The sequence below is a fragment of the Plasticicumulans lactativorans genome (genome assembly GCF_004341245.1).
In the GTDB taxonomy this organism is placed as follows: Bacteria; Pseudomonadota; Gammaproteobacteria; order Competibacterales; family Competibacteraceae; genus Plasticicumulans_A; species Plasticicumulans_A lactativorans.
In genome coordinates, this window is sequence record NZ_SLWY01000005.1 from 113,725 (window position 1) to 139,246 (window position 25,522).

Consider the following 25,522-nt stretch of genomic DNA (forward strand, 5'->3'; position numbering starts at 1 on the left):
CGGTCCGCCTGCGTGCTTGCAATCATATTTCTGAATTCGTATATTCGCAAACATGAATATTGAAGAGATGGACAAATCGGCCATGGCGGCCGCCGACCTGCTGAAGTCGCTGGCGAGCCCGTGGCGGCTGAAGATCCTCTGCCAGCTGCTGGAAGGGGAGAAGGCGGTGGGCCAGCTCGCACAGCTCCTGGGGGCACGCGATGCGCTGGTGTCGCAGCACCTGATGCTGCTGCGCAAGGACGGGCTGGTCAGCAACCGCCGCAACGGCCAGACCATCTACTACTCGATCGCCAGCGATGCCGCCGCGCGGGTCATCCGCACGCTCTACGACATCTTCTGCGCGCCCGCCGACGTCCCCGGAGATACCTGAACATGCTGCCGACCATCACGCCCCACGAACTGCAGCGCCGCCTCGCCGAAGGCAGCGCGGTGCTGATCGACATCCGCGAGGCGGCCGAGCACGCGCGCGAGCACATCGTCGGCGCGCGCCTGGTGCCGGTGTCGGGCTTCGACGCGCACGACTTCGACCGCGACCACGACAAGGCCGTGGTCTTCCACTGCCAGAGCGGCAACCGCACCGCGCAGCTCGCCGCCCGCATCCTCGCGTGCGGCTTCCCCGAGGCCTGCGCGCTCGCCGGCGGGCTCGACGCCTGGCGGCGCGCCGGCCTGCCGGTGCATGAGGACCGCTCGCAGCCGCTGCCGCTGATGCGCCAGGTGCAGATCGCCGCGGGCTCGCTGGTGCTCTTCGGCGTGGTGCTCGGTTTCCTGCTCGGGCCGGCCTGGTTCGCGCTCGCCGGCTGCGTCGGTGCGGGGCTGGTCTTCGCCGGCGTCACCGGCTTCTGCGGCATGGCCACGCTGCTCGGGCAGATGCCGTGGAACCGCGTTCAGCCACCGCCCGGCGGCCCCGCGTCGGCGCATCCGGCCGGCTGAGCGATGGCGGTCGCCGCCTGCCAGCGGCGCAGCGCTGCGCGGTAGTCGTCGAAGATGCACGGCTGGCAGCCGCGGCCGCAGCATTCCAGCGGGTGCGGCTCGACGGGACGGGGCGGCGGCGAGGGGCGGTCGGGCATGGCGGATGCGGTGAAGCGGCGGGTCGGAGCGCCAGTGTAACGATTCCGTGACGATCCCGCGCCGGCGGCCATCGTGGTGATTGACGCGGTGCAGCATGGACGGCTATCGTGCGACCGTCCTTAGGGGAGTAGCCGCCCTCCAGTGCGAGAGGGACATGCGTCAACAGACTTGGGGTTCGCCCCATGGCGCATGTGGCCGATCGGTTTGGCGAGACCTTTGGCATCGAGCTCCGCACCCGGGTCGGGCGGGGGGCTTCATGCCATCGGTTAGCGCCGCCCGACCCCCGAGTACCGTGATGGAAGCCCTCCTCGTTTCGACCGTCGCCGTCGCCATCGCCGAGATCGGCGACAAGACCCAGCTCCTCGCCCTGCTGCTCGCCGCGCGCTTCCGCCGGCCGCTGCCGATCGTGCTCGGCATCTTCGTCGCCACCGTCGCCAACCACGCCGCTGCCGGCGCGTTCGGTGCCTGGGTGGCCGGCTGGCTCGGCCCCGAACTGCTGCGCAAGGCACTGGGCCTGTCGTTCCTCGCCGTCGCCGCGTGGACGCTGATCCCCGACAAGATCGACGACGACGAGGTGCAGGCGCCGAGCGGCTACGGTGCCTTCCTGGCGACCACGGTGGCGTTCTTCATCGCCGAGATCGGCGACAAGACGCAGATCGCCACGGTGGCGCTCGCGGCGCGCTTCGATGCACTCGTCGCCGTGGTGATCGGCACCACGCTCGGCATGCTGCTCGCCAACGTGCCGGCGGTGCTGGTCGGCCACGCGGCGGGCGGGCGCTTCGCGCTCGGCTGGGTGCGCTACGTGGCGGCGGCACTGTTCGCGGTGCTCGGCGTGTCGGCCTTCTTCGACCTGGGGTTCAGCGCGCTCGCCGGCAGCCTGATGCGCTGACCGGCGACAAGGGGAGGCGCGAATCGCTAGGCTCGGCGTTTGCCGGCGCCCGGCCGGCGACGGAGGAACGCTCATGCGCCTACGCTATTCGCCCACCTCACCCTTCGTGCGCAAGGTCACCGTGACCGCGCTGGAACTCGGCCTGGACGCGCGGATCACCCGCGTGCCGACCAACGGCTGGGACCCGGCGACCGACCTGGTGCGGGACAACCCGCTGTCGAAGGTGCCGACGCTGCTGCTCGACTCGGGCGAATGCCTGTACGACAGCCCGGTGATCTGCGAGTACCTCGACACCCTCGCCGGCGGCCGCCTGCTGCCGGCGTCCGGCGCGCCACGCTGGACGGCGCTGCGTCGCCAGGCGCTCGCCGACGGCCTGCTCGATGCCGCGGTGCTGGTGTTCGTCGAGCGCGGGCGCCGGCCCGAGGCGCTGCGCTGGCCGGCGTGGATCGGCTTCCAGCTCGATGCGGTCACTCGCGCGCTCGACGTCCTGGAGAGCGAAGCCGACGCGCTGCCGGCCGCGCCGACGCTCGGCGAGATCGCCATCGGCTGCGCGCTCGGCTGGATCGAATTCCGCAACGTCGCGGCGCACTGGCGCGACGGCCGCCCGCGGCTCGCGCACTGGTACGCCGGGATCGCCGCGCGGCCGTCGTTCGCGGCGACCCTCCCGCGCGAGCCGACCTGAGCGCGCGGCTGCGGTTACACTCGTAACCCGACCACGCAACCAGCGCCCGGGATCGGTGCCATGCAGTCCGAAGCCATCGTCTATTCGATCTTCCTGATCTTCACCGGCGCCGCGGTCCTCGCCGCGGTGGCGCTGTTCGCGCGCCAGTCGCTGCTGATCGCCTACATCGTGCTCGGCGGGCTGTGCGGCCCGGCCGGCTTCAACCTGGTCCCGGAAGCCGGCGTGATCCAGCAGATCGGGCACATCGGCATCATCTTCCTGCTCTACCTGCTCGGGCTGCACCTGCACCCGCAGAAGCTGATCCCGATGCTGCGCGAGGCGCTGTCGGTGACCGCGATCAGCTCCGCGGTGTTCGCCGCGGTGGGCTGCGCGATCACGCTGGTGTTCGGCTACAGCCTCGGCGAGGCGGCGGTGGTCGGCGCGGTGATGATGTTCTCGAGCACCATCATCGGGCTGAAGCTGCTGCCCACCACCGCGCTGCACCAGCGCCACATGGGCGAGGTGATGATCTCGGTGCTGCTGCTGCAGGACGTGCTGGCGATCTTCATGCTGCTGCTGCTGCAGGGCGACGGCGGCGGCACCGACTGGCTCGCGCTCGGTGCGCGCCTGCTCGCGCTGCCGCTGCTGTTCGGCTTCGCGCTGGCGCTCGAACGCTGGCTGCTGGTGAAGCTGATCGAGCGCTTCGACGTGATCCAGGAATACATCTTCCTCACCGCCATCGGCTGGTGCCTGGGCATGGCCGAGCTCGCGCACGCGCTCGGGCTGTCGTTCGAGATCGGCGCCTTCGTCGCCGGCGTGGCGCTCGCCGCGAGCCCGATCGCGAACTTCATCGCCGAGAGCCTGAAGCCGCTGCGCGACTTCTTCGTGATCATGTTCTTCTTCTCGGTGGGGGCGAGCTTCCAGCTCGATCGCCTGGGCGCGGTGCTGCTGCCGGCGGCGGTGCTGGCGGCGGCGATGCTGTGGCTGAAGCCGCGCGTGTTCAGCCGCCTGCTGCGCCGCGCCGGCGAGAAGCCCCGGCTCGCGCACGAGATCGGCATGCGCCTCGGCCAGGTCAGCGAGTTCTCGCTGCTGATCGCGGTGCTGGCGCTGCAGGCGGGCGTGATCGACGCACAGGCGTCGTACCTGATCCAGGCGTCGACGCTGTTCACCTTCATCCTGTCGTCGTACCTGGTGGTGCGGACCTTCCCGACGCCGATCGCGGTCAACGATCGCCTGCGGCGCGACTGACGGGCGCTGCGCTCGCATCGCCTCTTCACTCTGGAGCCGGCATGCCGTTCACCCACCTGCTGCTCGCCCTGATCGCCAATGCGGCCTGGGCCTTCAACTTCATCGCCGGCAAGGCCGGGGTGGCGCACTTTCCGCCGCTGCTGTTCACGACGCTGCGCTTCGCGCTGCTGGTGCTGCTGCTGCTGCCGTGGCTGCGCCCGGTGCCGGGGCAGATGCGGCGCGTGCTGCTGATCGCCGTGGTGATGGGGGTGATCCACTTCTCGATGATCTTCGGCGGGCTGGCCGCGGCGGGCGACGTCTCGTCGGTGGCGATCGCCACGCAGCTGTACGTGCCGATGTCGGTGCTCGCCGGCATCTGGTGGCTCGGCGAGCGCCCCGAGCCGCGGCGCCTGCTCGGCACCGCGATCGCCTTCGCCGGGGTGCTGGTGATCGGCTTCGACCCGGTGGTGTTCCTCCACCCGCTCGCGCTCGCGCTGATCGCCGGCGCCTCGGCGGCCTTCGCCGGAGCATCGATCCTGATGCGTGGTCTCAAGGGCGTGGGCGTGTTCACGATGCAGGCGTGGATCGCGCTCGCGGCGGTGCTCGGGCTGACGCCGCTGACGCTGCTCTTCGAGCACGGCCAGGCGCAGGCGATCGCCACCGCGAGCTGGCTCGAATGGGGCGCGCCGGCCTACTCGGCGATCGGCTCGTCGCTGGTCGGCCACGGCATCGTCTACTGGCTGCTCAAGCGCCACCCGGTCGGCGTGACCGCGCCGCTGATGCTGCTGTCGCCGGTGCTGGCGGTGATCTTCGGTGTCACCCTGTGGGGTGACCAGTTGAGCTGGAAGCTCGTCGTCGGCGGCCTGATGACGCTCGCCGGCGTCGCGGTGATCAACGTGCGCTGGCCGCTGCGCGGCACGCGCCCCTGACCCGGAGGAGTCCCGACATGTCCGTTCCTTCCCCGCTGCTCGCGGCCACTGAACCGGCCCCGTACCGGGTGCTGAACCCGCAGGCGCCGAGCCCGCTGCTGCTGCTCTGCGACCATGCCAGTCCGGCGCTGCCGGCGGCGGTCGGCGACCTCGGCGTGCCGCCGGCCGAGCGCCTGCGCCACATCGGCTGGGACATCGGCGCGGCCGACGTCACCGAACGCCTGGCGCGGCGCTTCGACGCCTGCGCGCTGTTCACCACCTACTCGCGGCTGCTGATCGACTGCAACCGCGCGCCGGGCGACGCGAGTTCGATTCCGCCGTACAGCGACGGCACGCCGGTGCCCGGCAACACCGGGCTCAGCGACGCCGAGGTCGACGCGCGCATCGAGGCGGTGTTCTGGCCCTACCACCACGCGATCATGCAGGCGGTGGCGGCGCGCCAGCACCGCGGCCAGGTGCCGGTGCTGGTCGCGGTCCACAGCTTCACGCCGCGGATGAACGGCCACGACCGCCCCTGGCAGCTCGGCGTGCTGTGGAACCACGACCCGCGCCTCGCGCTGCCGCTGCTCGAAGCCCTGGGCGCGCGCGGCCTGTGCGTCGGCGACAACCAGCCGTATTCCGGGCGCGAGACCGGCTACACCGTGGAGGCACACGGTGCCGCCGCGGGGCTGCCGCACGTGGTGCTGGAGATCCGCCAGGACCTGATCGGTGACGCCGAGGGCTGCGCGCACTGGGCCGGGGTGATCGGCGATGCGCTGCAGTCGCTGCTGGAGCGCCCCGAACTCGCCCGGGTGGAGCACTTCTGATGTCCGCCGTGGTCGCGCCCGAGCCGCCGTTCACGCTCGGCATCGAAGAGGAGTACTTCCTGGTCTCGCGCGAAACCCGCGACCTCGCCGCCGAGGTGCCGCCGGGCATGCTGGAGACCTGCAACCGCCTGCTGCAGGACCGGGTGACGCCCGAGTTCCTGCGCGCGCAGGTCGAGGTGGGCACGCGCATCTGCACCTCGATCGCCGCGGCGCGTGCCGACCTCGCCGAGCTGCGCGCCACGCTCGCCGAGGTCAGCGGCCGCTACGGGTATGCGCCGATCGCCGCGAGCACGCACCCGTTCGCGCGCTGGCACGACCAGCGCCCGACCGACAAGGAGCGCTACGCGCTGCTCGCGCGCGACCTCCAGGGCGTCGGCCGGCGCCTGCTGATCTGCGGCATGCACGTGCACGTGGGCATTCCCGACGACGACCTGCGCATCGACCTGATGGGGCAGGTGGCGTACTTCCTGCCGCACCTGCTGGCGCTGACCACCTCCTCGCCGCTGTGGCGCGGCGAGGACACCGGGCTCAAGAGCTACCGCATCAGCGTGTTCAACGAGCTGCCGCGCACCGGCATCCCCAGCGCCTTCGCCTCGTGGGGCGAGTACGCGCGCCATGTCAACGCGCTGGTCGGCGCCGGGCTGATCGAGGACGGCAGCAAGCTGTGGTGGGACCTGCGCCCCTCGGTGCGCTTCCCGACGCTGGAGCTGCGCATCACCGACGTCTGCACGCGCCTCGACGACGCCATCGCCGTCGCCGCGCTGTTCCGCTGCCTGCTGCGCATGCTCTGGCGGCTGCGCCGCGGCAACCAGCGCTGGCGCATCTACAAGCGCATGCTGATCGACGAGAACCGCTGGCGGGCGCAGCGCTACGGCATGGAGGCGGGGCTGGTGGACTTCGGCAAGGGCCGCATCGTGCCCTACCCGGAACTGCTGGAGGAGATGATCGAGCTCACCGCCGAGGACGCCGCGCACTTCGGCTGCGCCGCGGAACTCGCGCACCTGCGCACGATCCGCGGCCGCGGCACCAGCGCCACGCGGCAGATCGCGGTGCTCGAGGCCGCGCTCGCCGCCGGCCAGGACCGCCCCGCCGCGCTGCGCGCGGTGGTCGACGACCTGATCGCGCAGACCGTCGCCGACCTCGAAGCGCCGGGGGCGGCCGGCTGAGGCCGCGCGCGCGGCCTCAGTGGGGCAGGCTGCCGAGCAGGCGCCGCGCCTCGCGCAGCAGCGCGTTGCGCCGCAGCAGCAGCGTCAGGCGCCCGCCGCCGGCCTGGCGCCACAGCACCGCCGAGCGGATGCCGGCGAGCAGCAGCGCGCGGATGCGGTCGGCGTTCTCGCTGCGGTTGAGGTGCGCCGGGTCGCCGTTGACCATGATCCGCGGCGTCAGCTTGCTGATCGTCTGGCTGTACAGCTCGGCGAGCGCGGCGACGATGTTCTCGTGGGTGAGCGCGAAGTGGTCGAGACGCCCGGCGATGGCCCCGATGCCCTCGCGCATGCGCTGCAGCAGCGCGCGGTCGGCGCTGAGCTTGCGTTCGAGCACCAGCAGGTTGACCGTGTAGCGCGCCAGCTCCATCTCGCGCGGGGTGCGCAGTTCGTCGGCGAGCAGCGTCAGCCCCCGGCGCAGGCCGGAGAGTCCGCCGTAGACGGACTCCACGTCCGGGGCGTCGAGGCACATGATGCTCTGCAGGCACACCGCGAAGTCGGCCTCGGCCACCTGGCCCTTGTAGGCGACGTCGCGCACCAGCGCGGTCGCCTGGAAGATGCCCGCCAGCGCAATCGCGCGTTCCCGATCGGTTTTCTGCATGCCGTTCCCGCGAGGCCGGGGGGCCTTCTGGTGTGTGGATCGTCTCAGGCGAGGACGGCGTCGATCACGCCGCCGCCGAGGCACTCGTCCCCTTGGTAGAACACCACCGACTGTCCCGGGGTCACCGCGCGCTGCGGCGTGTCGAAGCGCACCTCGCAGGCCCCGGCGTCGAGGGCGGTGATCGTACAGGGCTGGTCGGCCTGCCGGTAGCGCACCTTGGCGTTCGCCCGCAGCGGCAGCGCCGGCGCGTGGCCGGCGACCCAGTGCAGCGCCCCGGCGCGCAGCCCGCCGGCGTACAGCGCCGGGTGCCCGTCGCCCTGCACCACCAGCAGCGCGTTGCGGGCGAGGTCCTTGCCGGCGACGAACCACGGCCGGCCGCTGCTGCCGCGGCGCCCGCCGATGGCCAGCCCCTGGCGCTGGCCGAGCGTGTAGAAGGCGAGCCCGACGTGGGTGCCGACCTCCTCGCCCTCGGGGGTCAGCATCGGCCCCGGCGTGTGCGGCAGGTAGTGGCCGAGGAACTCGCGGAAGTCGCGCTCGCCGATGAAGCAGATGCCGGTCGAGTCCTTCTTGTCGTGGGTCGGCAGGCGTGCACGCGCGGCGATCGCGCGCACCTCGCGCTTGGGCAGCGCGCCCACCGGGAAGCGCGTCGGCGCGAGCTGCGCCTGGCCCAGCGTGTAGAGGAAGTAGCTCTGGTCCTTGCCCGGATCGAGCCCCTTCAGCAGCCGCAGGCGCCCGTCGCGTGCCTCGCAGCGTGCGTAGTGGCCGGTGGCGATGCCGCTCGCGCCGAGGCGCCCGGCGTGCTCCAGGAAGGCGCGGAACTTGATCTCCTTGTTGCACAGCACGTCGGGGTTGGGCGTGCGCCCGGCGCGATGCTCGGCGAGGAAGTAGGCGAACACGCGCTCGCGGTACTCGGCGGTGAAGTTGACCTGGTGGAAGGGGATGCCGAGCGTCTCGCAGACCTCGGCGGCATCGCGCAGGTCCTCGCCGGCGCTGCACTGGCCGGTGTCCGGGGTGTCCTCCCAGTTGCGCATGAACACGCCGTGCACCTCGAAGCCCTGCTCGTGCAGCAGCAGGGCGGCGACCGAGGAGTCGACGCCGCCGGAGAGGCCGACGACGATGCGGGGTGGGTTCATGCGCGGGATCCGTGGCTGGTCGGGGCGGGGGCGTGGGCGGCGGGGCCGTTGCAGGTTGCGGCATTCGGGCCTGCCGGCGTTCCATGATACCGTCTCACCCCCCGTCCGGGGCGGTGCCGCGCCGCCGCGCCGGCGACGGGGGGCTATCCTCAGTCGACCGGGGGCGCCCCGCTGCGGCAGCGCACCGCCCGCGGCCACTGCGGACAGCGGCTGCGGTTCCGCCCGCCCCGGCGCGAAGCATGGACAACGACACCGACACCAGCCGACCGACGATGCGCTTCTTCAGCCTCAAGTGGCGCGCGCTGCTGCTCACCAGCAGCGTGCTGCTGCTGATGACCATGGGCAGCGCCTGGGTCAGCTACCAGAACCTGATCGAGCAGTTGCGCGAGCAGCGCAGCGAGGCCGGCGCGGCGCGGCTGCGCGAGGTGCACGCGCTGATGGGGCAGTCGTTCGAGCGCCTGCGCCAGCTCGCCGCGATGGTGCCGTCGATCCCCGGCGTGCAGAGCGCGCTGCCCGCGCGCGACGCGCGCCGCCTCGGCCAGGTGCTCGACAGCCAGTGGCCGGCGCTGCAGCTCGACCTCGGCATCGACCTGATCGCCTTCTACGGCCCCGACGGCGGCTTCCTGCAGGCCTGGGACGTCGAGACCGGGCGCCTGCCGCCGCACGCGCGCTTCGGCGAGCTGATCGTGCGCGCGCGCGAGACCGAGGCACCGGCCTACCTGCTCGACTGCGACCCGGAATGCGTGCAGTACCTCGCCGCGCCGGTGCTCGCCGGCGGGCGCAGTGTCGGCGTGGTGGTGCTCGGCGCCAACCTCGCCGACCTGGTGCGCAACTTCGCCGCGGTGTCCGGCACCGACATCGGCCTGCTGCGCATGGGCCCGCCGCGCGCGCGCACCGCCGAGCTCGGCCGCCTGAGCGACTGGAACGCCGACGTCTCGGCGCTGACCCGGCCGCTGGAGAGCCTGCCGGTGCTGCGCCGCGCCGCGGCCCTGCACACGCTCGACGAGGCCGCCGACGGCGTGCTGGTCGAGAGCGGCCAGCAGGCCTGCGAGGTGCGCGTGTCGGCGCTGCCGGGGGTCGAGGTGACCCACCCGGTGCGCCTGGTGGTGGTGTCCGACATCGGCGATGCGCTCGCGGCGATCCGCGACGCGGCGCGCGAGAGCGCCACCGCCAGCGCGATCGGCTGGGGGCTCGCCGAGCTCTTGCTGCTCGGCAGCCTGTGGGCGCCGATGTCGCGCCTGCGGGTCACCGCGCGCACGCTGCCGCTGCTCGCCACCGGCGCCTTCGGCGCGGTGCGCCGCGCGATCCGCCCGCGCGCCGAGCGCCCGCTGCGCCCGGCCGACGAGATCGACATCCTCGACAGCACCACGGTGGCGCTCGCCGACCGCCTCGAAGAGCTCGAAGGCCAGGTCGCCGAGCGCACGCAGACGCTGTCGCGGCGCATGGACGAGCTCGCCGCCGAGCGTGACTTCGTCGCCAGCCTGCTCGACACCGCCCAGGTGGCGATCCTCACGCTCGACCAGGACGGGCAGATCCTGCGCGCCAACCCGTTCACCCAGAGCCTGACCGGGCAGCGCCCGCAGGACCTGCTCGGCCGCCGCTTCACCGACCTGCTGCTGCCCGAGGCCGCGGGCGACGGCGCCCAGCGCCTCGCCGAGGTGATCGCGGTCGGCCAGCGCCACCTGCGCCACGAGTCGCTGGTGCTGAACCGCGACGGCTCGCTGCGCAACGTCACCTGGTACCACTCGCGCCTGCGCCCCGGCGCCGCCGGCGGGCCGGTGGTGCTCTCGGTCGGGCTCGACAACACCGAGCGGCGCGGCGCCGAGTCGCGCCTGGCGTGGATGGCCGATCACGACACGCTGACCGGGCTGCCCAACCGGCGCCGCTTCCAGGAGGAGCTGGAGCTGATGCTCAACGCCGCGCAGCGCCAGGGGCGGGTCGGCGCGCTGCTGCTGCTCGACCTCGACCAGTTCAAGTACGTCAACGAGGCCGACAGCCACCTGAGCGGCGACCGCCTGCTGAAGACCATCGGCAGCGCGCTGGCCAAGGAGCTGATGCTGGCCGAGCTGGTGGCGCGCCTCGGCGGCGACGAGTTCGGCGTGCTGGTGCGCGACGTCGATGCCGAGGGCGCGGCGCGGGTGGCGGCGGAGATCAACGCCATCGTCAGCGGCGTCAACTGCGAGGTCGACGGCCGCACCCACCGCATCACCGCCAGCATCGGCGTGGCGCTGTTCCCGGAGCACGGGCAGACGGTCGAGGAACTGCTGGCCAACGCCGACCTGGCGATGTACCAGGCGAAGGAGGCCGGGCGCGGTCACTGGCACGTGTTCTCCGAGGCCGACCGCTCGCGCGAGCAGCTGCAGAACCGCGTGTACTGGAAGGACCGCGTCGCCCAGGCGCTGGCCGAAGACCGCTTCGTGCTGTACTTCCAGCCGATCATGCACATCGCCGACGGCACCATCGCGCACTACGAGGTGCTGCTGCGCCTGCTGGAGGACGACGGCACGGTGTTCGCCGCCGGGCAGTTCATCGACGCCGCCGAGCGCACCGGCATGATCCACGCGGTCGACCGCGTGGTGCTGAGCAAGGCGATCCACTTCCTCGCCGACATCAACCGCCGCGGCATCGACGTCAGCTTCTCGCTCAATTTGTCGGGGCACTCGCTGAACGATGCCGACCTGCTCGCGCACCTGCAGCGCGAGCTGGAGGCGAGCGGCGTCGACACCTCGCGGCTGATCTTCGAGATCACCGAAACCGCCGCGGTCGGCGACTTCGCCCAGGCGACCTCGATGATCCTGTTCATCAAGAGCCTGGGCTGCCGCTTCGCGCTCGACGACTTCGGCATCGGCTTCTCGTCGTTCTCCTACCTCAAGCACTTCCCGGTGGACTACCTGAAGATCGACGGCTCGTTCATCCGCCAGCTCGCCGGCAGCCCCGACGACCAGATCATCGTCAAGGCGCTCAACCAGATCGCCGCCGGCTTCGGCAAGCACACCGTCGCCGAGTACGTCGAAAGCGCCGACACCCTGGCGCTGCTGCGCGAGTTCGGCATCGACTACGCGCAGGGCTACTACGTCAGCGAGCCGCGCTCGGCCGAGGAGCTGTTCGGGCTGCCGCTGGTGCCGCGCTCGGCGCTGGCGGTGGGCGAGAACCAGGCGAGCGCGTGATGCAGGCTCACCACGCTGCCGACGATGATCAGCGACGGCGGGCGGATGCCGGCATCGCGCACGCGCTCGGGCAGCGTCGCGAGGGTGGCGACGTGCACGCGCTGCTGCGCCGTGGTGCCCTGCTCGACGACGGCGGCCGGGGTGTCGGGCGACAGCCCGTGGCCGACGAGGCCGTCGCGGATCTGCTCGATGCCGTGCAGGCCCATGTAGAACACGATGGTCTGGCGCGGCTGCGCCAGCGCGGTCCAGTTGAGGTCGAGCACGCCGTGCTTCATGTGGCCGGTGACGAACACGCAGGCCTGGGCGTGGTCGCGGTGGGTCAGCGGGATGCCGGCGTAGCTCGCGCAGCCCGAGGCGGCGGTGATGCCCGGCACCACCTGGAACGGGATGCCCTCGGCGGCGAGGGTTTCGATCTCCTCGCCGCCGCGGCCGAAGATGAACGGGTCGCCGCCCTTCAGCCGCAGCACGCGCCTGCCGGCCTTCGCCAGGCGCACCAGCAGGGTGTTGATGTCCTCCTGCGGCAGCGTGTGGTCGCTGCGCGCCTTGCCGACGTTGATGCGCTCGGCATCGCGCCGCACCAGTTCGAGCACGGCCGGCGACACCAGGCGGTCGTACAGCACCACGTCGGCCTGCTGCATCAGGCGCAGCGCGCGGAAGGTCAGCAGGTCCGGGTCGCCCGGGCCGCCGCCGACCAGGTAGACCTCGCCGCAGGCGTCGGCGGGCGTGTCGGCGTCGGCGAGCGCCTGCTCGAAGCGCGCGCGTGCCTCGGCCTCGCGCCCGGCGAGCACCGCCTCGCCGATCGCACCGCCGAGCACCCGCTCCCAGAACGCGCGCCGCCGCGGCGTCGGCACCCGCGCCTGCACGCGTGCGCGGAACTCGGCGGCGAGCGTCGCCAGGCGCCCGTAGGTGGCGGGGATCAGCGATTCGAGCCGCCCGCGCAGCAGCCGCGCGAGCACCGGCGCCGAGCCGCCGGTCGACAGCGCGATCAGCACCGGCGCACGATCGACGATCGCCGGCATGATGAAGCCGCACAGTGCCGGCTGGTCGACCACGTTCACCGGCAGCGCGCGCGCCTGGCACAGCCGCGACACCTCGGCGTTGACGGCGGCATCGTCGGTCGCGGCGATCACCACGTGCACGCCGTCGAGGTCGGCGGCCTCGAAGCGGCGCTGCCGCCACGCGCAGGCGCCGTCCCGCACGCGCTCGGCGAGCGCGGGGCAGAGTTCGGGGGCGACCACGGTCACCTGCGCGCCGGCTTCGGTGAGCAGGCCGGCCTTGCGCAGCGCGACCTCCCCGCCGCCGACGACGAGGGCGGGGCGCTGGCGCAGGTTCAGGAAGATGGGCAGGAACTCCACTCGGACCTCGGTGGTGGTGGCGGCTCGCGGGGGGCTTCCTATGTAACGCAAGCCGTCGCGGATTTCGAGGTCGCCCGCGGCTGTGCTTAGATAGCGTCCCCGAGAATGCCGGGGCGGTGCGGCCCGATCGCCCCGACGCGTGCCACAGGAGAACGGCCTTCGATGAACGTGCATGAACTTGCCGCGAGCGTGCGGGATCTGGCCACCCTGCCGGACATCTACCTGCGCCTGCGGCGTCTCGCCAACGACCCGGCGTCCACCGTCGGTGCCCTCGCCGAGGTGGTCAGCGCCGACGCCGCGCTGTCCTCGCGCCTGCTGCGCCTGGTCAACAGCCCCTTCTACGGCCTGTCGAGCAAGGTCGACAGCATCGCCCGCGCGGTCAACCTGATCGGCACCGACGAACTCTGCAGCCTCGCGCTGGTCGGTTCGCTCGACGGCATGTTCAGCGACCTGCCGGCGACCGTGCTCGACCTCAAGGCCTACTGGTGGCGCAACGTGCTGACCGCGCTGCACGCCCGCGAGCTGGGCCGGGCCGGGCGCGTGCGCGGGCTCGACCGGCTGTTCGTCGCCGGCATCCTGCACGACGTCGGCCGGCTCGCCGCCGCGCAGCAGATGCCGACGCTCGCCACCGAGGTCGAACGCCAGCAGCACGGCCCGTGCGACTGGCAGCGCCAGGTCGCCGCGTTCGATTTCAGCTACGCCGAACTCGGCGCCGAGCTGCTCGGGCTGTGGGGCATGCCGCAGGCGCTGGTCGAGCCGATCGCCTGCCAGCACCAGCCGGCGCGCGCCGAGCACTGCCCGGTCGAGGCCGCGGTGCTGCACCTCGCGACCCGCATCGTCAGCGCGCCGGAAGGCACCGCGGACGAGGACATCGCCGTCGAGGCCGATGCCTGGGAACAGGCGCGGCTCGAACCCGACGTGCTCGACGACGTGCGCGAGCGCGTCGCCGAGTGCGCGCCCGAGTTCCGCAACCTGCTCTGACGTCCACCGCCGGCCGGACCCGGCCCGTCCGACCGGCGCACCCCGGGAGGCTTCTCGCGTGGTCGCGCCCAACAGCCGTACCGTTCTGCCGCTGGATTTCGACGCCTGGGTCGCCGGGCACGCCGTGCGCTGGACCCCCGAGCAGGCGGCGCTGGTGCGGCGCGCGCACGCGCTGGCGGTGCCGCCGGACTGCACCGAGCCGCCGGCCGGGCTCGCCGTCGCCGACATCCTCGCCGAGCTGCGCATGGACCACGAGGTGGTCGCCGCCGCGTTGCTCGAACCCGGCTACGTCGACGGTCCGCACGCCGCCGAGCGCCTGCGCGAGGACTTCGGCGCCGCGGTGGCGGGGCTGGTGAGCGGCGTGCGCCGCGTCGCGGTGATCGGCGACTTCCACCAGCACGGCAAACCGAGCGGGCCCGAGCTCGAACGCCTGCGCAAGATGCTGCTGGCGATGGCGCAGGACGTGCGCGTGGTGCTGCTCGCGCTGGCGCGCCGGCTGCAGCGCATGCGCACGCTCGACGAACTGCCGGTCGACGAGCAGGTGCGCATCGCCCGCGAGACCCTCGACCTGTTCGCACCGCTCGCCAACCGCCTCGGCATCGCCCGCATCAAGTGGGAGCTCGAGGACCTGGCGCTGCGCCACCTCGAACCGCAGACCTACCGCGAGATCGCCCGCGCGCTCGACGAGAAGCGCCAGGAGCGCGAGCGCTACATCGGCGAGGCGGTCGACAGCCTGCGCGCCGACCTCGCGCGCGCCGGCATCCACGGCGAGGTCTCCGGGCGCGTCAAGCACATCTACAGCATCTGGAAGAAGATGACGCGCAAGCGCGTGCCGTTCGAGGAGATCTTCGACGTGCGCGCGGTGCGGGTCATCGTCGACAGCGTCGCCGACTGCTACGCCGTGCTCGGCGCGGTGCACGCGCGCTGGAACCACGTGCGCCGCGAGTTCGACGACTACATCGCCAACCCCAAGCCGAACGGCTACCGCTCGCTGCACACCGCGGTGATCGGCCCCGAGGGGCGCACCCTCGAAGTGCAGATCCGCACCCGCGAGATGCACCAGAACGCCGAACTCGGCGTCGCCGCGCACTGGCGCTACAAGGAGGGCACCGCCGCCACCCCGGCGAGCGCCTTCGAGCAGCAGATCGTCTGGCTGCGCCAGATGCTCGACTGGAAGGACGAGGACGGCGACGCCGGCGACTTCCTCGACCGCTTCAAGGCCGAGGCCCTGCAGGACCGCGTCTACGTGGTCACTCCCAAGGGCCAGATCGTCGAGCTGCCGCAGGGTGCCACGCCGCTCGACTTCGCCTACCACGTGCACACCCAGGTCGGCCACCGCTGCCGTGGCGCCAAGGTCAACGGCCGCATCGTGCCGCTGAACTACGAGCTGAAGAACGGCGAGCAGATCGAGGTGCTCACCGCCAAGACCGGCGCGCCCAGCCGCGACTGGCTGTCGCCGCACCTCGGCTACCTGAAGAGCGGCCGCGCCCGCGACAAGGTGCGCGCGTGGTTCCGCCAGCTCGACCACGAGCACAGCCTGGCGAGCGGCCGGCAGACGCTCGAGCGCGAGCTCACCCGCCTCGGCGTGCGCAACGTCAACCTCGAACGCCTGGCCGAGAAGCTCGGCCACCCCCGCCCCGACGACCTCTTCGCCGCCGTCGGCCGCGGCGACGTCACCGCGATGCACGTGGTGTCGGTGGCGCAGGACATGATCCTGCCGCCGCCGCCGGTCGAGCCGCCGCTGCCGATCGCGCGCCCCTCGCGGCCCGAGGAGCGCGGCGAGGTGAAGATCAGCGGCGTCGGCAACCTGCTGATGCAGATGGCGAAGTGCTGCCGTCCGGTGCCCTATGACCCGATCGTCGGCTTCATCACCCAGGGCCGCGGCGTCACCATCCACCGTGCCGACTGCCCGAACCTGCTCGACCTCGCCGCCCATCACCGCGAGCGCCTGATCGAGGTCGCCTGGGGCGAGGAGACCCAGGCGCGCTACTGCGTCGACGTGCAGATCGACGCCTACGACCGCACCGGCCTGCTGCGCGACATCACCTCGGTGCTCGCCAACGACAAGATCAACGTGATCGCCGTCAACACGCTCTCCGACAAACAGGCCGGCACCGCGCGGATGACGCTCACCGTCGAGATCAGCGACGTCGCCCAGCTCTCGCGCCTGCTCGACAAGATCGTGCAACTGCCCAACGTGATCGAGGCGCGGCGGCGGGGGTGAATGCGAGCGGAGATGGGGGCCAGTTCTTGCTGTAGCCGGCTGATTCTCTGCGTATCGATGTCGATCATGAGCCTTTGAGCGCGATCACCGCTACGGTGTCACGAGATGCGCTGCGCGCGCGCCCCGAATCTCGAACGCAAGGCGGCAGAGCTTGTTGGTCACACGAAACCTGATGCTCTGGACAAAACAGGTACTAGCAGGTATCTGCATCTACGCATAACGGCGTTCGACGCATCATCGGCTTTACCTTCAAACAATAACAACAAGGAAAAATGACCTGTGCTCAGGATCAATGGGAAGCACCGCGATTACGCTGCTGTGCTGCCCGAGCACCGCGACATCACTCTTGAGCGCTTCGCTAGAGGCGAAATGGACCTTTGGCATCACGGCGCACCGTACACGGCGTCGCCATGCGCTGGTGCCGTATCCCCGTTCGATGGAAGCCGCGGCCAAGGTGATGCCCAGCGTTGCCAGGGAGGGCGAGTATCCGCGTGCAATGACACCAAATCAGCGCTGCCATCAATTGATGGCGGTTTCCCAGCGTTTTTCTGATCGAAGTACTTCCAGATGCCCATCGATCTCTCCTCTCTCACTTGGCCGCCGCTGGTCGTGCTTGGTTTCGTAGGATTTCTTTTCGTCGGTTTTCTCGCCTTGTATGTCCTGCCCGCTCTGGGTATTGAGGGGCGACTGAAGCGTGCGCACGTTGGGGTTGAAAAGCTGCGCAACCGCAGCGGTGTAGTGACAACTGAAGCTATGCAGGCGGTGTTCGCGCATTGGGGAAAATTGGGCCATGCCTGGACCGAGTACTCGGAAACGCTGCACCCGCAGTACGACGTCATGGAGGGCGAGCGGCGGCTCGTGAAACTACGCGCTACAGTCCCTGCCGGAGCGTTTTTCAGCCCTAGTGTTCTGGTCGATACGCCACTGAGGACCGAATTCTTTAAGCATCTACCAGGTATCCTGACCGGTATCGGCATCATCGGAACTTTCTTCGGTTTGCTGGCGGGTCTGCAAAACTTCCAGGTCGGCACCGATTCCACGCAGTTGCAGACCAGCCTCGCCGAACTGATGCACGGTGTGCGCGAGGCTTTCATCGCCTCGGCCGGTGCCATCGGTGCTGCCATGGTCGTGACCTTTCTCGAAAAGCTTCTGTTGAACCGCTGTTACGCCCGTGCCGAGGCACTGGCACAGACGATCGACAGTAGCTACGAGGCCGGTGCCGGTGAGGAGTATCTGTCGCGGCTTGTTAATTCGGCCGAGGAAAGCGCTGCACAGACCCGGTTGCTCAAGGATGCCCTGGTCAACGACCTGAAAGAACTGCTCGGCAGCTTCTCGCACACGATTTCGACGTCGATTGCCGAGGGTTTGCGCGCTCACGGTGATCGGCTGATTCATCCTGAAACTGGACTGTCCGGCAGCATCTCCGGTGCCATCGCCGAGGGCCTCCGTGAACCGATGGCGCAGATCACCCGCGTTGCCGAAACCGTTGGAGGTCATCAGGGTGATGCAATCAATGATTTGATGTCGGCACTGATTGGCAAGATCGAATCGACTTTCGGTGGCCAGATGAGTGGCCTCAACGATCTGATGGCCAGCAACGCTTCGGCAATGCAGTCCATGCAGACCCGTTTCGGTGAACTGGTCGAGCGGCTTGCGAGCGCGGGTACCGACACCACGGCAGCCGTTGAAAATCATCTGCGCACACTGATGGACGATGTCGACCGGCGCCAACGTGAGACGAATGCGGCCATGATCGAACTGCTCGGACAGGTCAAGGCCTCGGTTGCCGAGAGTCAGCGTGACAGCGCCGCGAAGCTCGCCGAATCGGTCGCCGCCATCGGGGCCAGTGTCGACGCCCTGCTGCGCGATCTCGCTACGCAACGCGAGGCGATGGGTGAAGCCGGCCGGCAGTCGCTAGATGAACTGAAGACTGGGTTGGGCGCGCTTGTTGAGCAGTTGCGGGCATCTTCACACGAGGCAGGTGAACTGTACCGTCAGGAATTGCAGCGCCTGTTCGCCGAGGCTGAACGGCGTCAGCAACAACTCGGTGAGCAAGTGCTGACGCTCGTGCAGCACATGCAGGTGGATCAGGCCGAACGCCAGACACGGACCGGCGAGGCCCTGCAGGACAACCTCGCGGCGGTGCAGGCCGGACTCGGCAAGGCACTGGGCGCCATCCAGCAGCAGCTCGCCGAGGCCGAAACCCGCGCCCGCAGCAGCGATCAGGAACGGGCCGCGGCGGAGCTGGAGCGCCGCTGGCAGCTCGAACAGCAGACCGCGGAGCTGCTGCGTGCGCTGGCCGCTCGCACCGAGCAGCTTGGCGCGGCGGTCGACCAGAGCGTCGGTGCGCTGCGCGCGACCGTCGACCGGCTCGCACAGATCACCGTCACCGGCTCGGAAAGCCTTGAACGCGGCGCCGGCTCGGTCCGCGCCGCGGCTGAGGACATGGGCAGCGCGGGCCAGCATATCGCGCAAGTACTCGACCGCGGCGCAGAACTGCACGGCCACGTTGCCGGCGCGGCAAGCGATCTCACTACTGCTACGAATGGGTTGCGCGAGATCGTCGCTGGCTATACGCGCCAGCGTGAGCAGATCGACATATTGGTCGGGACGCTGCGTCAGCTTGTCGCTGATGCAGAAGCGCGTACCGGCGTCAGCCGCAACCTGGTCGCCGATATGCAGCGCATGGTCGAGCAGGCGCGCACGCTGCAAGATGATTCCAGGCGTTTTGTAGAGGGTATCGGCGGTGTGTTGGAGACGGGTTTCAACCGTTTCAGCGATGCGGTGACTGACAACTTGAATGCGGTGACTGACGACTTGCATCATGTGTTTGGTGAAATCACCAGCGGTCTTTCCACCGCCGTGAGCATGATCTCCAGCCAAATCCAGGACCTGGAGGCAGCGCTCGATCAACTCGTACGCGCTGCGGCGAGTCGGAGATAGGGCTCATGCTCGGTTTGCGTCTATTTGCCGCCGGTCGTGCGCGCGACGAAGGTGAGAAGCCGTTCTGGATTTCATATTCCGACCTGATGAGCGCACTGATGGTGCTGTTTCTGGTGGTCATGAGTGTGTCGCTGCTGACCATCACGCAGGAATTGCTGGAGCGCCAGAAGGTGCTCGAAGCGCAGAAGCAGGAACTCGAGGACGCGAAGAAACAGATCGACGCCCTCAAGGCACGCCGGAAGGCACGGGCGGATGCGATCGGCGAGGTGCTTGACCGGTTAGAGGCCGCCGCCCGTACCGATGCCTACCGCGGCCGGGTCAGCGTCAGTCGGGACCGGCTTATCGTGGATTTCGGCGAGGCAGCACGTTTCGGCAGCGGCGACCATCGCCTTTCGCGCGAAGGCGCGATATTGCTGCGCGGCTATGTGCAGGAACTGCTCGCTGCAGTCGATGCCGGATCGGGCCGCGCAGTCGATGCCGGATCGGGCCGCCAATGGTTTCGGCGTGTGATCGTTGAAGGCTTCACCGACAGGGTTGGTTCGTATCTCTACAATCTCGATCTCAGCATGAAGCGCGCGCAGAGCGTGGTCTGTGCGCTGATGAGTGGCGGCAATGGCGAAGCGCCCCTCAGTGGCGAGCAGCAGCGCCGAGTGCGCGAGTTGTTCGTTGTTGGCGGTTTTTCGTTCAACTCGGCGCGTGCTTCGAAAGAAGAAAGCCGTCGCGTCGAATTGCGACTCGATTTTTACGCGGCTGAGGATGACGACAGCGACCGGGTAGCCGAAGCCGTGCTTGCCATGCCGCCCGTGGAGACTGGCAAATGTCAGTTGAACTGATGCTCGAGCGTTTGACCCGACAATTGCACCATCGCCTGAAGTCGATTGAGGCCCGACAGCCGATCTTTGTGAATTTGCAGCCGTTGCAGCAGGCGGTCGCGGAAATATCGGAGCGAGTCGGTGGCGACAACTCGCCGGCGCAGCACCGCGACCGTCTCGCCGAAGCGCTGAACCTGTTGCGTACCCGCGGTCCGGAAGTCGCATTGCGCAGCCATGTGCGCTACGTGTGCTGGGCACTGTGCGAGCCTGCGGGCACGCCGTCGCGCCGGGTGCTCGACGAGCAGCACTTGTTACCGAATACGCTTGCCGTGCTTCGCGAGGCATATGGCGACGCGCTGCTGCGTCCCAACGTCTGGCGCGGTTTGCTCGACGCCTATCTGCGCTTCGCTCCCCCTGCCGGGCAATCGATCGGACGCGACAACTGGCTGCAGCTGCGCACGCTGCTCGCCGACACGCTCGATCCGCTGTACGCCAGAGCACGCTTCCGTCCGACCTGGCTCGAACGATTGCACGAACACGCCAACCTGCTCGGCGACGAACCCTGCACACGCTACGGCGCGGCCGCGCTCGATGCCACCGACCCGGTGCTTGCGCAACTGCGTACCGATCTGCAGATTCCGGAAACATCGTGGTTCTGGAGTGAATTGCTGCTGGCGCAGGTGCGCGTGGTGACGGCACGGGACGATGCCGGCTTCCTCGCTCATCTCGACGTACTGCTGAGCCGCGTCACCGAACGGCCTGCGATACGCGATCACGGACTCGCCGCCCTGCTCGAGCGCTACGCCGCGTCCGGACGGCGTGCCCAGGTGCATGCGGTGTTGCGCGATACAGTTAGCGATGCCTGGGGCAGTCCACATCTCGAACGCAATACCCGCTGGGCGCTCACTACGCCTGATGCTCACCAGATGGTGCGCACCTGGCTGGTCGTCGATGCGCTTGAAACCTTCTTCATGCTGTTGCAGGAAGACCGGGCGGCCGATACGCGTCGACTCGAATTCTGGCTTAGATACAAGAGTTCAATTGATTTGTTTCATTTCTGCCTGAATTCGCAGACGTATCACAGTCAAAGCCTTGACTATAAAAAATTTCGCAGCAAATACCACGAACTCATCAGTTTGTTCCGCGATGCAAGCACATCCGGAAATGCGTTCATTTTCAGAATCAATGGCTACTACGTCGTCGAATTCGGCGGGATCGGCGCGACGTATATTTATCCGGAGAACAACATCCCTTTCAGTCTGAACATGCGGAAATTGTCAACGGATCAACTCAAGGACAAGAGCAAGATAGTAGCCCGCCTCATACACAATGGTGCATGGGAACATGGATTCGCTTATGACCTGCAAAAGTTGGGGATCGTTCCAGACAAGGAGCGCCGAACATCGCATCCGGTCGGCTCCCCGTCTGGCCGATCGGGAGCAGGCGCAAACCAGATTCAAACGGGTCAGCCCGGTCCGGCATCGGGTAAAAACGTGGACACGATATCTTCAAGGAATCCGGATCAGAATCAGGTCGTATTGTGGAGTGTTGCAGATGTCATAGCTCATGCGCAGGCCAAGGCAATCGGCATTGAGGATAACCGGAACAAAGGCGGCGCATTGTGGGTTGCTCATGACCGATTTACCGATTCATTTGCGGAGCAACTTGCACGGCTCGGCTTCAAGTACGTTCAGAATCGCGGCTGGTGGAAGAAATAACCCATGTTCTCCTGGCTCCGCGGTCGCAAGAAACCCGATACCGATGGCAAAGTCACGCTGCATGAGGCTTTTACTGAAGGCGGCCTCGAATATCGCGCCGCCGGTGACGGTGTGCCGGTCGTCGCGGTCGACTGGCTGCGCACGCCTGAGTCCTTTGCTGAATGGGAGCGTGTAACGCTGCTCGCGCAGATTGAGGAAGAAGGCTACGCGGTCGCGATGGATGATGCACTACTGCTCGGGTGGGGCGAGGCGTATCAACTCCGTGAGTCAGCCGAATATCGCGGATGTGATGCGCTGCTCGGCTTGCCCGAGCTGGCTGCGGTCGCGCCGATGCTGCATGCGAGCGGAAGCGTTGGCGATCCCGGCTTTGAACTCAGTCTCGGCTGGCTGGCGCCGGATGCGCGCCCAGTTGCACTTGAGCGCACCGGCGCGGTAACGGTGCTTGGAGGCGTGCCGCGTCTGCTGCCAGCCGCTGCTTGGCGGCTCGTGGTTGCCGTGCGCGATTTCGCCCGTCGTGCCTCTGAAGAGCGCACCCAGGCCGAGCAGGAGCGGGCATGGGCACACATTCGGCAGCTTGCGACGGCCGCTGGTGCCCGGCTCGATCTTTATCTCGAGCGCACGGTGATTCTCACCGCTGCCGAACTCGATCTTGCGCTACGCCACGTCGACGTGTCCGGTACCGATGTCGTCGAGGTCGCGCCGCTGATCGCGGGGGCGCCGCCGGAGCTTTGGCTCGACCGCTTTGATGCTTATGCCGATGTACAGCCGCATTACGACCTGACGACGGCTGAGGGTGGGCGCATCCGTGTGATCGTCGAGCCGGATGCAGCCGCAGTACTGCGAGAAATCAAACGTATGCCGGGCCGACGTGTGTCCGGGCGACGTGCTGAGGCATTCCTGCGCAATCCCTACGCTCTACTCGGAGAGTCGATGGGAAATGTCGTACCGCCCGAGCGGTTTGAAGCGGCCCGCGCGCAGGCTGGTGTGCGCTTCTACGAATTCTACTGTGCCGCCGAGCGCGACGGTGATGGTCGTATCGTAGCCGTGCGTGTGCAAATCGGAATTGCCGACGACGAGACTGCCGTGCTGCCCGCATTACGGCTAGAGAGTCGTGCCACGGCCCATGCGTTCATGAATGCGCTTGCTGCAGCACTCGACGGCAGTGAGCCATGCTTCCGCTGGGGCCGGCAGACGCTGGAGCTGCGCGGCGACGCGGCGGAAACGCTGCAGCGCCTGTATGGCTGGCTCGCCGAACCGTGGTCGGGGGAGCCGACGCTGACATACGGCGAACTGGCCGAACTGTCCAACTACGCTCCGCGCGTGCTCGGCATTGGCGCGCATCAACCGCGGTACGTGCCGTATCTGGCACGCAAGGATGACGGGCAGGGCTGGGTGCCGGAGAACTTTGGAGTTCGTCGTCAGCCATGTCACGGCTACAGGCGAGCGGATCACGATGCCGATCCACGAGGCGGCCATCGCGGAACTGAAGGACTGGCTTGCAACGAAGCCCGCGACCGATGCCCGATACAAGCCGGACGGTTGGCCGGCGGATCTGTCGTCGGCAGAGGCTGCTGCGCTGGTCAGCACCTACCAAGAGGCAATCCGCGAGCCTACTGCCGATTCGCCGGGTGACGATTCATCGAACTCTGATCCAGAAGAAGGTGACGACGCGCCAAAGCCACCCACTCTGCCAATCAATCAGAACGTGCTGCTAATCAAGCAGAACGTGGACAAACTCGACTACCTCGAAGCGCGCGCTAAGGGGCTCGCTTTCAACACCGATGCGGCTACCCCAGTGCTCCCTGCCACGCTTCGTGCGGAGATCGCATTAAAGCCACATCAACACGTCGGACTTGCGTGGTTACAGCACCTGTGGGCAGCGCAGGAAGGGCTTGGTGTCCGCGGTGCGCTGCTCGCTGACGACATGGGGCTTGGCAAGACGCTGCAACTGCTCGCTTTCATCGCCTGGTATCTGGAGACGACAGGCGACGATGCCGAATCCGCCTTGGTCGTTGCTCCGGTCTCGCTGCTCGACAACTGGCAGGTGGAACTGCGGCGATTCTTTGCCGACTCGCTGGCTGCTACGGTGCTGCCGCTGTACGGCGATGTGCTGCGTGCGCGCAAGTTGCGTGCTGATGAGATGGATCACGAAACCGTGATGAGCGGCGTCAAAGGGTTGTTGCGGCCCGGTTGGCGTGGCAATGCGAAACTGGTATTGACCACCTACGAGACGCTGCGTGACTGTGAGTTCGGTTTCGGCCGCGAACGCTGGTCGATCATGGTTTGCGACGAGGCGCAGAAGATCAAAACGCCAGGCGCGCTGATGACGCACGCAGTGAAAGCACAGAACGCGCGTTTCAAGATTGCCTGTACGGGCACGCCAGTCGAGAACACCCTTGCCGACCTCTGGTGCCTGTTCGACTTCCTGCAACCCGGCCTGCTCGGGCCGCTCGGGCAGTTCTGCAGTACCTATCGGCGGCCGATCGAAACGCATACTGACGAGGAGCATGCGAAGCTCGACGAGTTGCGGCGGCTGATCGCGCCACAATTGCTCAGGCGCATGAAGTCCGAAGTCGCCGAATTGCCGCCGAAGCACGAGGACGCTGAATGTCGCAGGTTGCCGCTATCAAGCTACCAGCGCACGCTCTATCAACAGGCCGCGCATGCTTACCACGCCGCGCAGCGTAAAAAGGAAGAGGCCGTAAGCAGTGCGGCCGGGCGCGGCAATCCGATTCTCGGCCTGCTGCATCGGTTGCGCTCAATCTGTGCTGACCCTCGCGAATCCGGCACCGAACCCGCCCGCAGTCAGGCGCTGGCTGAACATCGCCGGCTGTCGCCGAAGCTCGATTGGTTGATTGCACGACTGGAAGCGATCCGCGCGCACGGAGAGAAGGCGATCGTGTTCACCGAGTTTCGCGACCTGCAGGTATTGCTGAAACATCGCGTGTGCGAACACTTCCGCATCCCGGTCGAGATCATCAACGGCAGCACGAAGGTTGGCGCCGAGGCCGGTGATGGCTCGCGGCAGGCGCGTATCGATGCCTTCCAGCGCCGGCCGGGCTTCGGCGTCATCATCCTTTCGACGACGGCGGTTGGATTTGGAGTGAACATTCAGGCTGCAAACCATGTGATCCATTTCACCCGTGCCTGGAATCCAGCCAAGGAGGATCAAGCCACCGACCGCGCTTATCGCATAGGTCAAACCCGGCCAGTGCACGTGTACTACCCGACAGTTCACGCAAAGGATTTCGTTACCTTCGAGGCGAAGCTCGACCGTCTGCTTGCAGGCAAACGGGCGCTTGCCCAAGACATGCTGAATGGCAGTGGTGAACTTGATGCGTCCGAGTGGCGCGGCCTGCAGACGCCGGACGGAGATTCCATTGCGACTGATTTGCTTCTGACACCCGAACTGCTCACACGCCTACAGTCTGAGGCCTTCGAGCGACTGTGCCGGCTACGGCTGGTGCGCGATGGACATATGGCGAGCCTGACGCCCAAGAGTGGCGATGGCGGCATCGATGTCGTTGCATTCCGGGGCGCAACCGGTGTGCTGGTGCAATGCAAATCGAGCAGCCGACAACCGAGGCTTGGCTGGGAAGCCGTTCGCGATGTCGTCGCTGGAGCCGAGGTCTACCGACGGCAACATCCGAACGTGACCTTCACGCTCGTTGCGGCTACCAACCAGCGCTTTACCGACGGGGCCGAAGAGCACGCACGACAGCTTAGTGTCGAGTTATGGCAGCAAACCGACTGGCTATCCTGGCTTGCTCGGGAAGCCATTACCATGGATGACATTTCCTGATCAG

The 25,522-nt window shown here is 68.2% G+C and carries 20 protein-coding genes and 1 riboswitch; of the genes, 16 read left to right on the plus strand and 4 right to left on the minus strand.

All coding sequences use genetic code 11. The features are described from left to right. Window positions 1-67: 67 nt before the first annotated feature. Together EV699_RS05225 and EV699_RS05230 are read left to right on the plus strand one after the other, a co-directional pair. Window positions 68-370, plus strand: coding sequence for an ArsR/SmtB family transcription factor (locus EV699_RS05225; protein WP_132539676.1), 303 nt, complete (start codon window positions 68-70; stop codon window positions 368-370). Window positions 371-372: 2 nt separating this feature from the next. Next, a complete protein-coding gene (locus EV699_RS05230) occupies window positions 373-930 on the plus strand; it encodes a rhodanese-like domain-containing protein (protein WP_132539678.1) in 558 nt (185 codons plus the stop codon). Here the strand turns inward: EV699_RS05230 and EV699_RS05235 are convergent. After that, a complete protein-coding gene (locus tag EV699_RS05235) occupies window positions 885-1,139 on the minus strand; it encodes an oxidoreductase-like domain-containing protein (RefSeq protein ID WP_132539680.1) in 255 nt (84 codons plus the stop codon). The two genes, EV699_RS05230 and EV699_RS05235, sit on opposite strands and share 46 nt — an antisense overlap. 46 nt (window positions 1,140-1,185) lie before the next feature. Next, a riboswitch (yybP-ykoY riboswitch) is annotated at window positions 1,186-1,349 on the plus strand. A 14-nt stretch (window positions 1,350-1,363) separates the two neighbouring features. Here EV699_RS05235 and EV699_RS05240 point away from each other — a divergent pair. The 6 genes from EV699_RS05240 (at window position 1,364) to EV699_RS05265 (ending at window position 6,746) form a co-directional block, all read left to right on the plus strand. Beyond that, a complete protein-coding gene (locus tag EV699_RS05240; protein WP_132539682.1) occupies window positions 1,364-1,957 on the plus strand; it encodes a TMEM165/GDT1 family protein in 594 nt (197 codons plus the stop codon). Between the two features lie 73 nt (window positions 1,958-2,030). Further along, window positions 2,031-2,639 carry a glutathione S-transferase N-terminal domain-containing protein gene (locus EV699_RS05245; protein ID WP_132539684.1) on the plus strand — a complete coding sequence of 203 codons (609 nt, stop codon included), beginning with the start codon at window positions 2,031-2,033 and terminating at the stop codon, window positions 2,637-2,639. A 60-nt stretch (window positions 2,640-2,699) separates the two neighbouring features. Then, window positions 2,700-3,866: a cation:proton antiporter gene (locus EV699_RS05250; protein ID WP_132539686.1), complete on the plus strand. Its 1,167-nt coding sequence runs from the start codon at window positions 2,700-2,702 to the stop codon at window positions 3,864-3,866. 41 nt (window positions 3,867-3,907) lie between these two features. Beyond that, on the plus strand, window positions 3,908-4,774 hold the full coding sequence (locus EV699_RS05255) for a DMT family transporter (RefSeq protein WP_132539688.1): 867 nt from the start codon (window positions 3,908-3,910) through the stop codon (window positions 4,772-4,774). A gap of 17 nt (window positions 4,775-4,791) precedes the next feature. Beyond that, complete coding sequence (locus EV699_RS05260) at window positions 4,792-5,580, plus strand: N-formylglutamate amidohydrolase (protein ID WP_132539690.1); 789 nt, start codon at window positions 4,792-4,794, stop codon at window positions 5,578-5,580. Further along, window positions 5,580-6,746, plus strand: coding sequence for a carboxylate-amine ligase (locus EV699_RS05265; protein WP_132539692.1), 1,167 nt, complete (start codon window positions 5,580-5,582; stop codon window positions 6,744-6,746). The genes EV699_RS05260 and EV699_RS05265 overlap by 1 nt, the downstream gene beginning before the upstream one ends. Before the next feature lie 16 nt (window positions 6,747-6,762). Here EV699_RS05265 and hflD read toward each other — a convergent pair whose 3' ends face one another. Together hflD and mnmA are read right to left on the minus strand one after the other, a co-directional pair. Then, window positions 6,763-7,383, minus strand: a complete 621-nt coding sequence (hflD, locus tag EV699_RS05270) for a high frequency lysogenization protein HflD (protein ID WP_132539694.1) — start codon at window positions 7,381-7,383, stop codon at window positions 6,763-6,765. 44 nt (window positions 7,384-7,427) lie between these two features. Then, on the minus strand, window positions 7,428-8,516 hold the full coding sequence (gene mnmA, locus EV699_RS05275) for a tRNA 2-thiouridine(34) synthase MnmA (protein WP_132539696.1): 1,089 nt from the start codon (window positions 8,514-8,516) through the stop codon (window positions 7,428-7,430). 239 nt (window positions 8,517-8,755) lie between these two features. Here mnmA and EV699_RS05280 point away from each other — a divergent pair, with 239 nt between their 5' ends. Next, window positions 8,756-11,683, plus strand: coding sequence for a bifunctional diguanylate cyclase/phosphodiesterase (locus EV699_RS05280; protein WP_165904041.1), 2,928 nt, complete (start codon window positions 8,756-8,758; stop codon window positions 11,681-11,683). On the opposite strand, the gene cysG is transcribed toward EV699_RS05280, so the two are convergent. Further along, entirely contained in the window at window positions 11,587-13,038 is a 1,452-nt protein-coding gene (cysG, locus tag EV699_RS05285) for a siroheme synthase CysG (RefSeq protein WP_132539700.1), read from the minus strand. The two genes, EV699_RS05280 and cysG, sit on opposite strands and share 97 nt — an antisense overlap. A gap of 162 nt (window positions 13,039-13,200) precedes the next feature. Here cysG and EV699_RS05290 point away from each other — a divergent pair, with 162 nt between their 5' ends. The 7 genes from EV699_RS05290 to EV699_RS05315 all read left to right on the plus strand — a co-directional run bounded on the left by EV699_RS05290 (window position 13,201) and on the right by EV699_RS05315 (window position 25,518). Next, window positions 13,201-14,019 (plus strand): HDOD domain-containing protein, encoded by an 819-nt coding sequence (locus EV699_RS05290; protein ID WP_165904042.1) that lies wholly within the window; start codon window positions 13,201-13,203, stop codon window positions 14,017-14,019. 58 nt (window positions 14,020-14,077) lie between these two features. Continuing rightward, entirely contained in the window at window positions 14,078-16,243 is a 2,166-nt protein-coding gene (gene relA, locus EV699_RS05295) for a GTP diphosphokinase (RefSeq protein WP_165904043.1), read from the plus strand. A gap of 567 nt (window positions 16,244-16,810) precedes the next feature. Continuing rightward, window positions 16,811-19,186, plus strand: coding sequence for an anti-phage ZorAB system protein ZorA (zorA, locus tag EV699_RS05300; RefSeq protein ID WP_132539707.1), 2,376 nt, complete (start codon window positions 16,811-16,813; stop codon window positions 19,184-19,186). A 5-nt stretch (window positions 19,187-19,191) separates the two neighbouring features. After that, window positions 19,192-20,019 (plus strand): flagellar motor protein MotB, encoded by an 828-nt coding sequence (locus tag EV699_RS20415; protein WP_132539709.1) that lies wholly within the window; start codon window positions 19,192-19,194, stop codon window positions 20,017-20,019. Beyond that, window positions 20,004-21,716: an EH signature domain-containing protein gene (locus tag EV699_RS05310; protein ID WP_132539711.1), complete on the plus strand. Its 1,713-nt coding sequence runs from the start codon at window positions 20,004-20,006 to the stop codon at window positions 21,714-21,716. Before EV699_RS20415 ends, EV699_RS05310 begins: the two co-directional genes overlap by 16 nt. 3 nt (window positions 21,717-21,719) lie before the next feature. Next, a complete protein-coding gene (locus EV699_RS20185; protein WP_243662569.1) occupies window positions 21,720-23,348 on the plus strand; it encodes a hypothetical protein in 1,629 nt (542 codons plus the stop codon). 163 nt (window positions 23,349-23,511) lie between these two features. After that, window positions 23,512-25,518, plus strand: a complete 2,007-nt coding sequence (locus tag EV699_RS05315; RefSeq protein WP_279389400.1) for an SNF2-related protein — start codon at window positions 23,512-23,514, stop codon at window positions 25,516-25,518. Window positions 25,519-25,522: the final 4 nt, after the last annotated feature.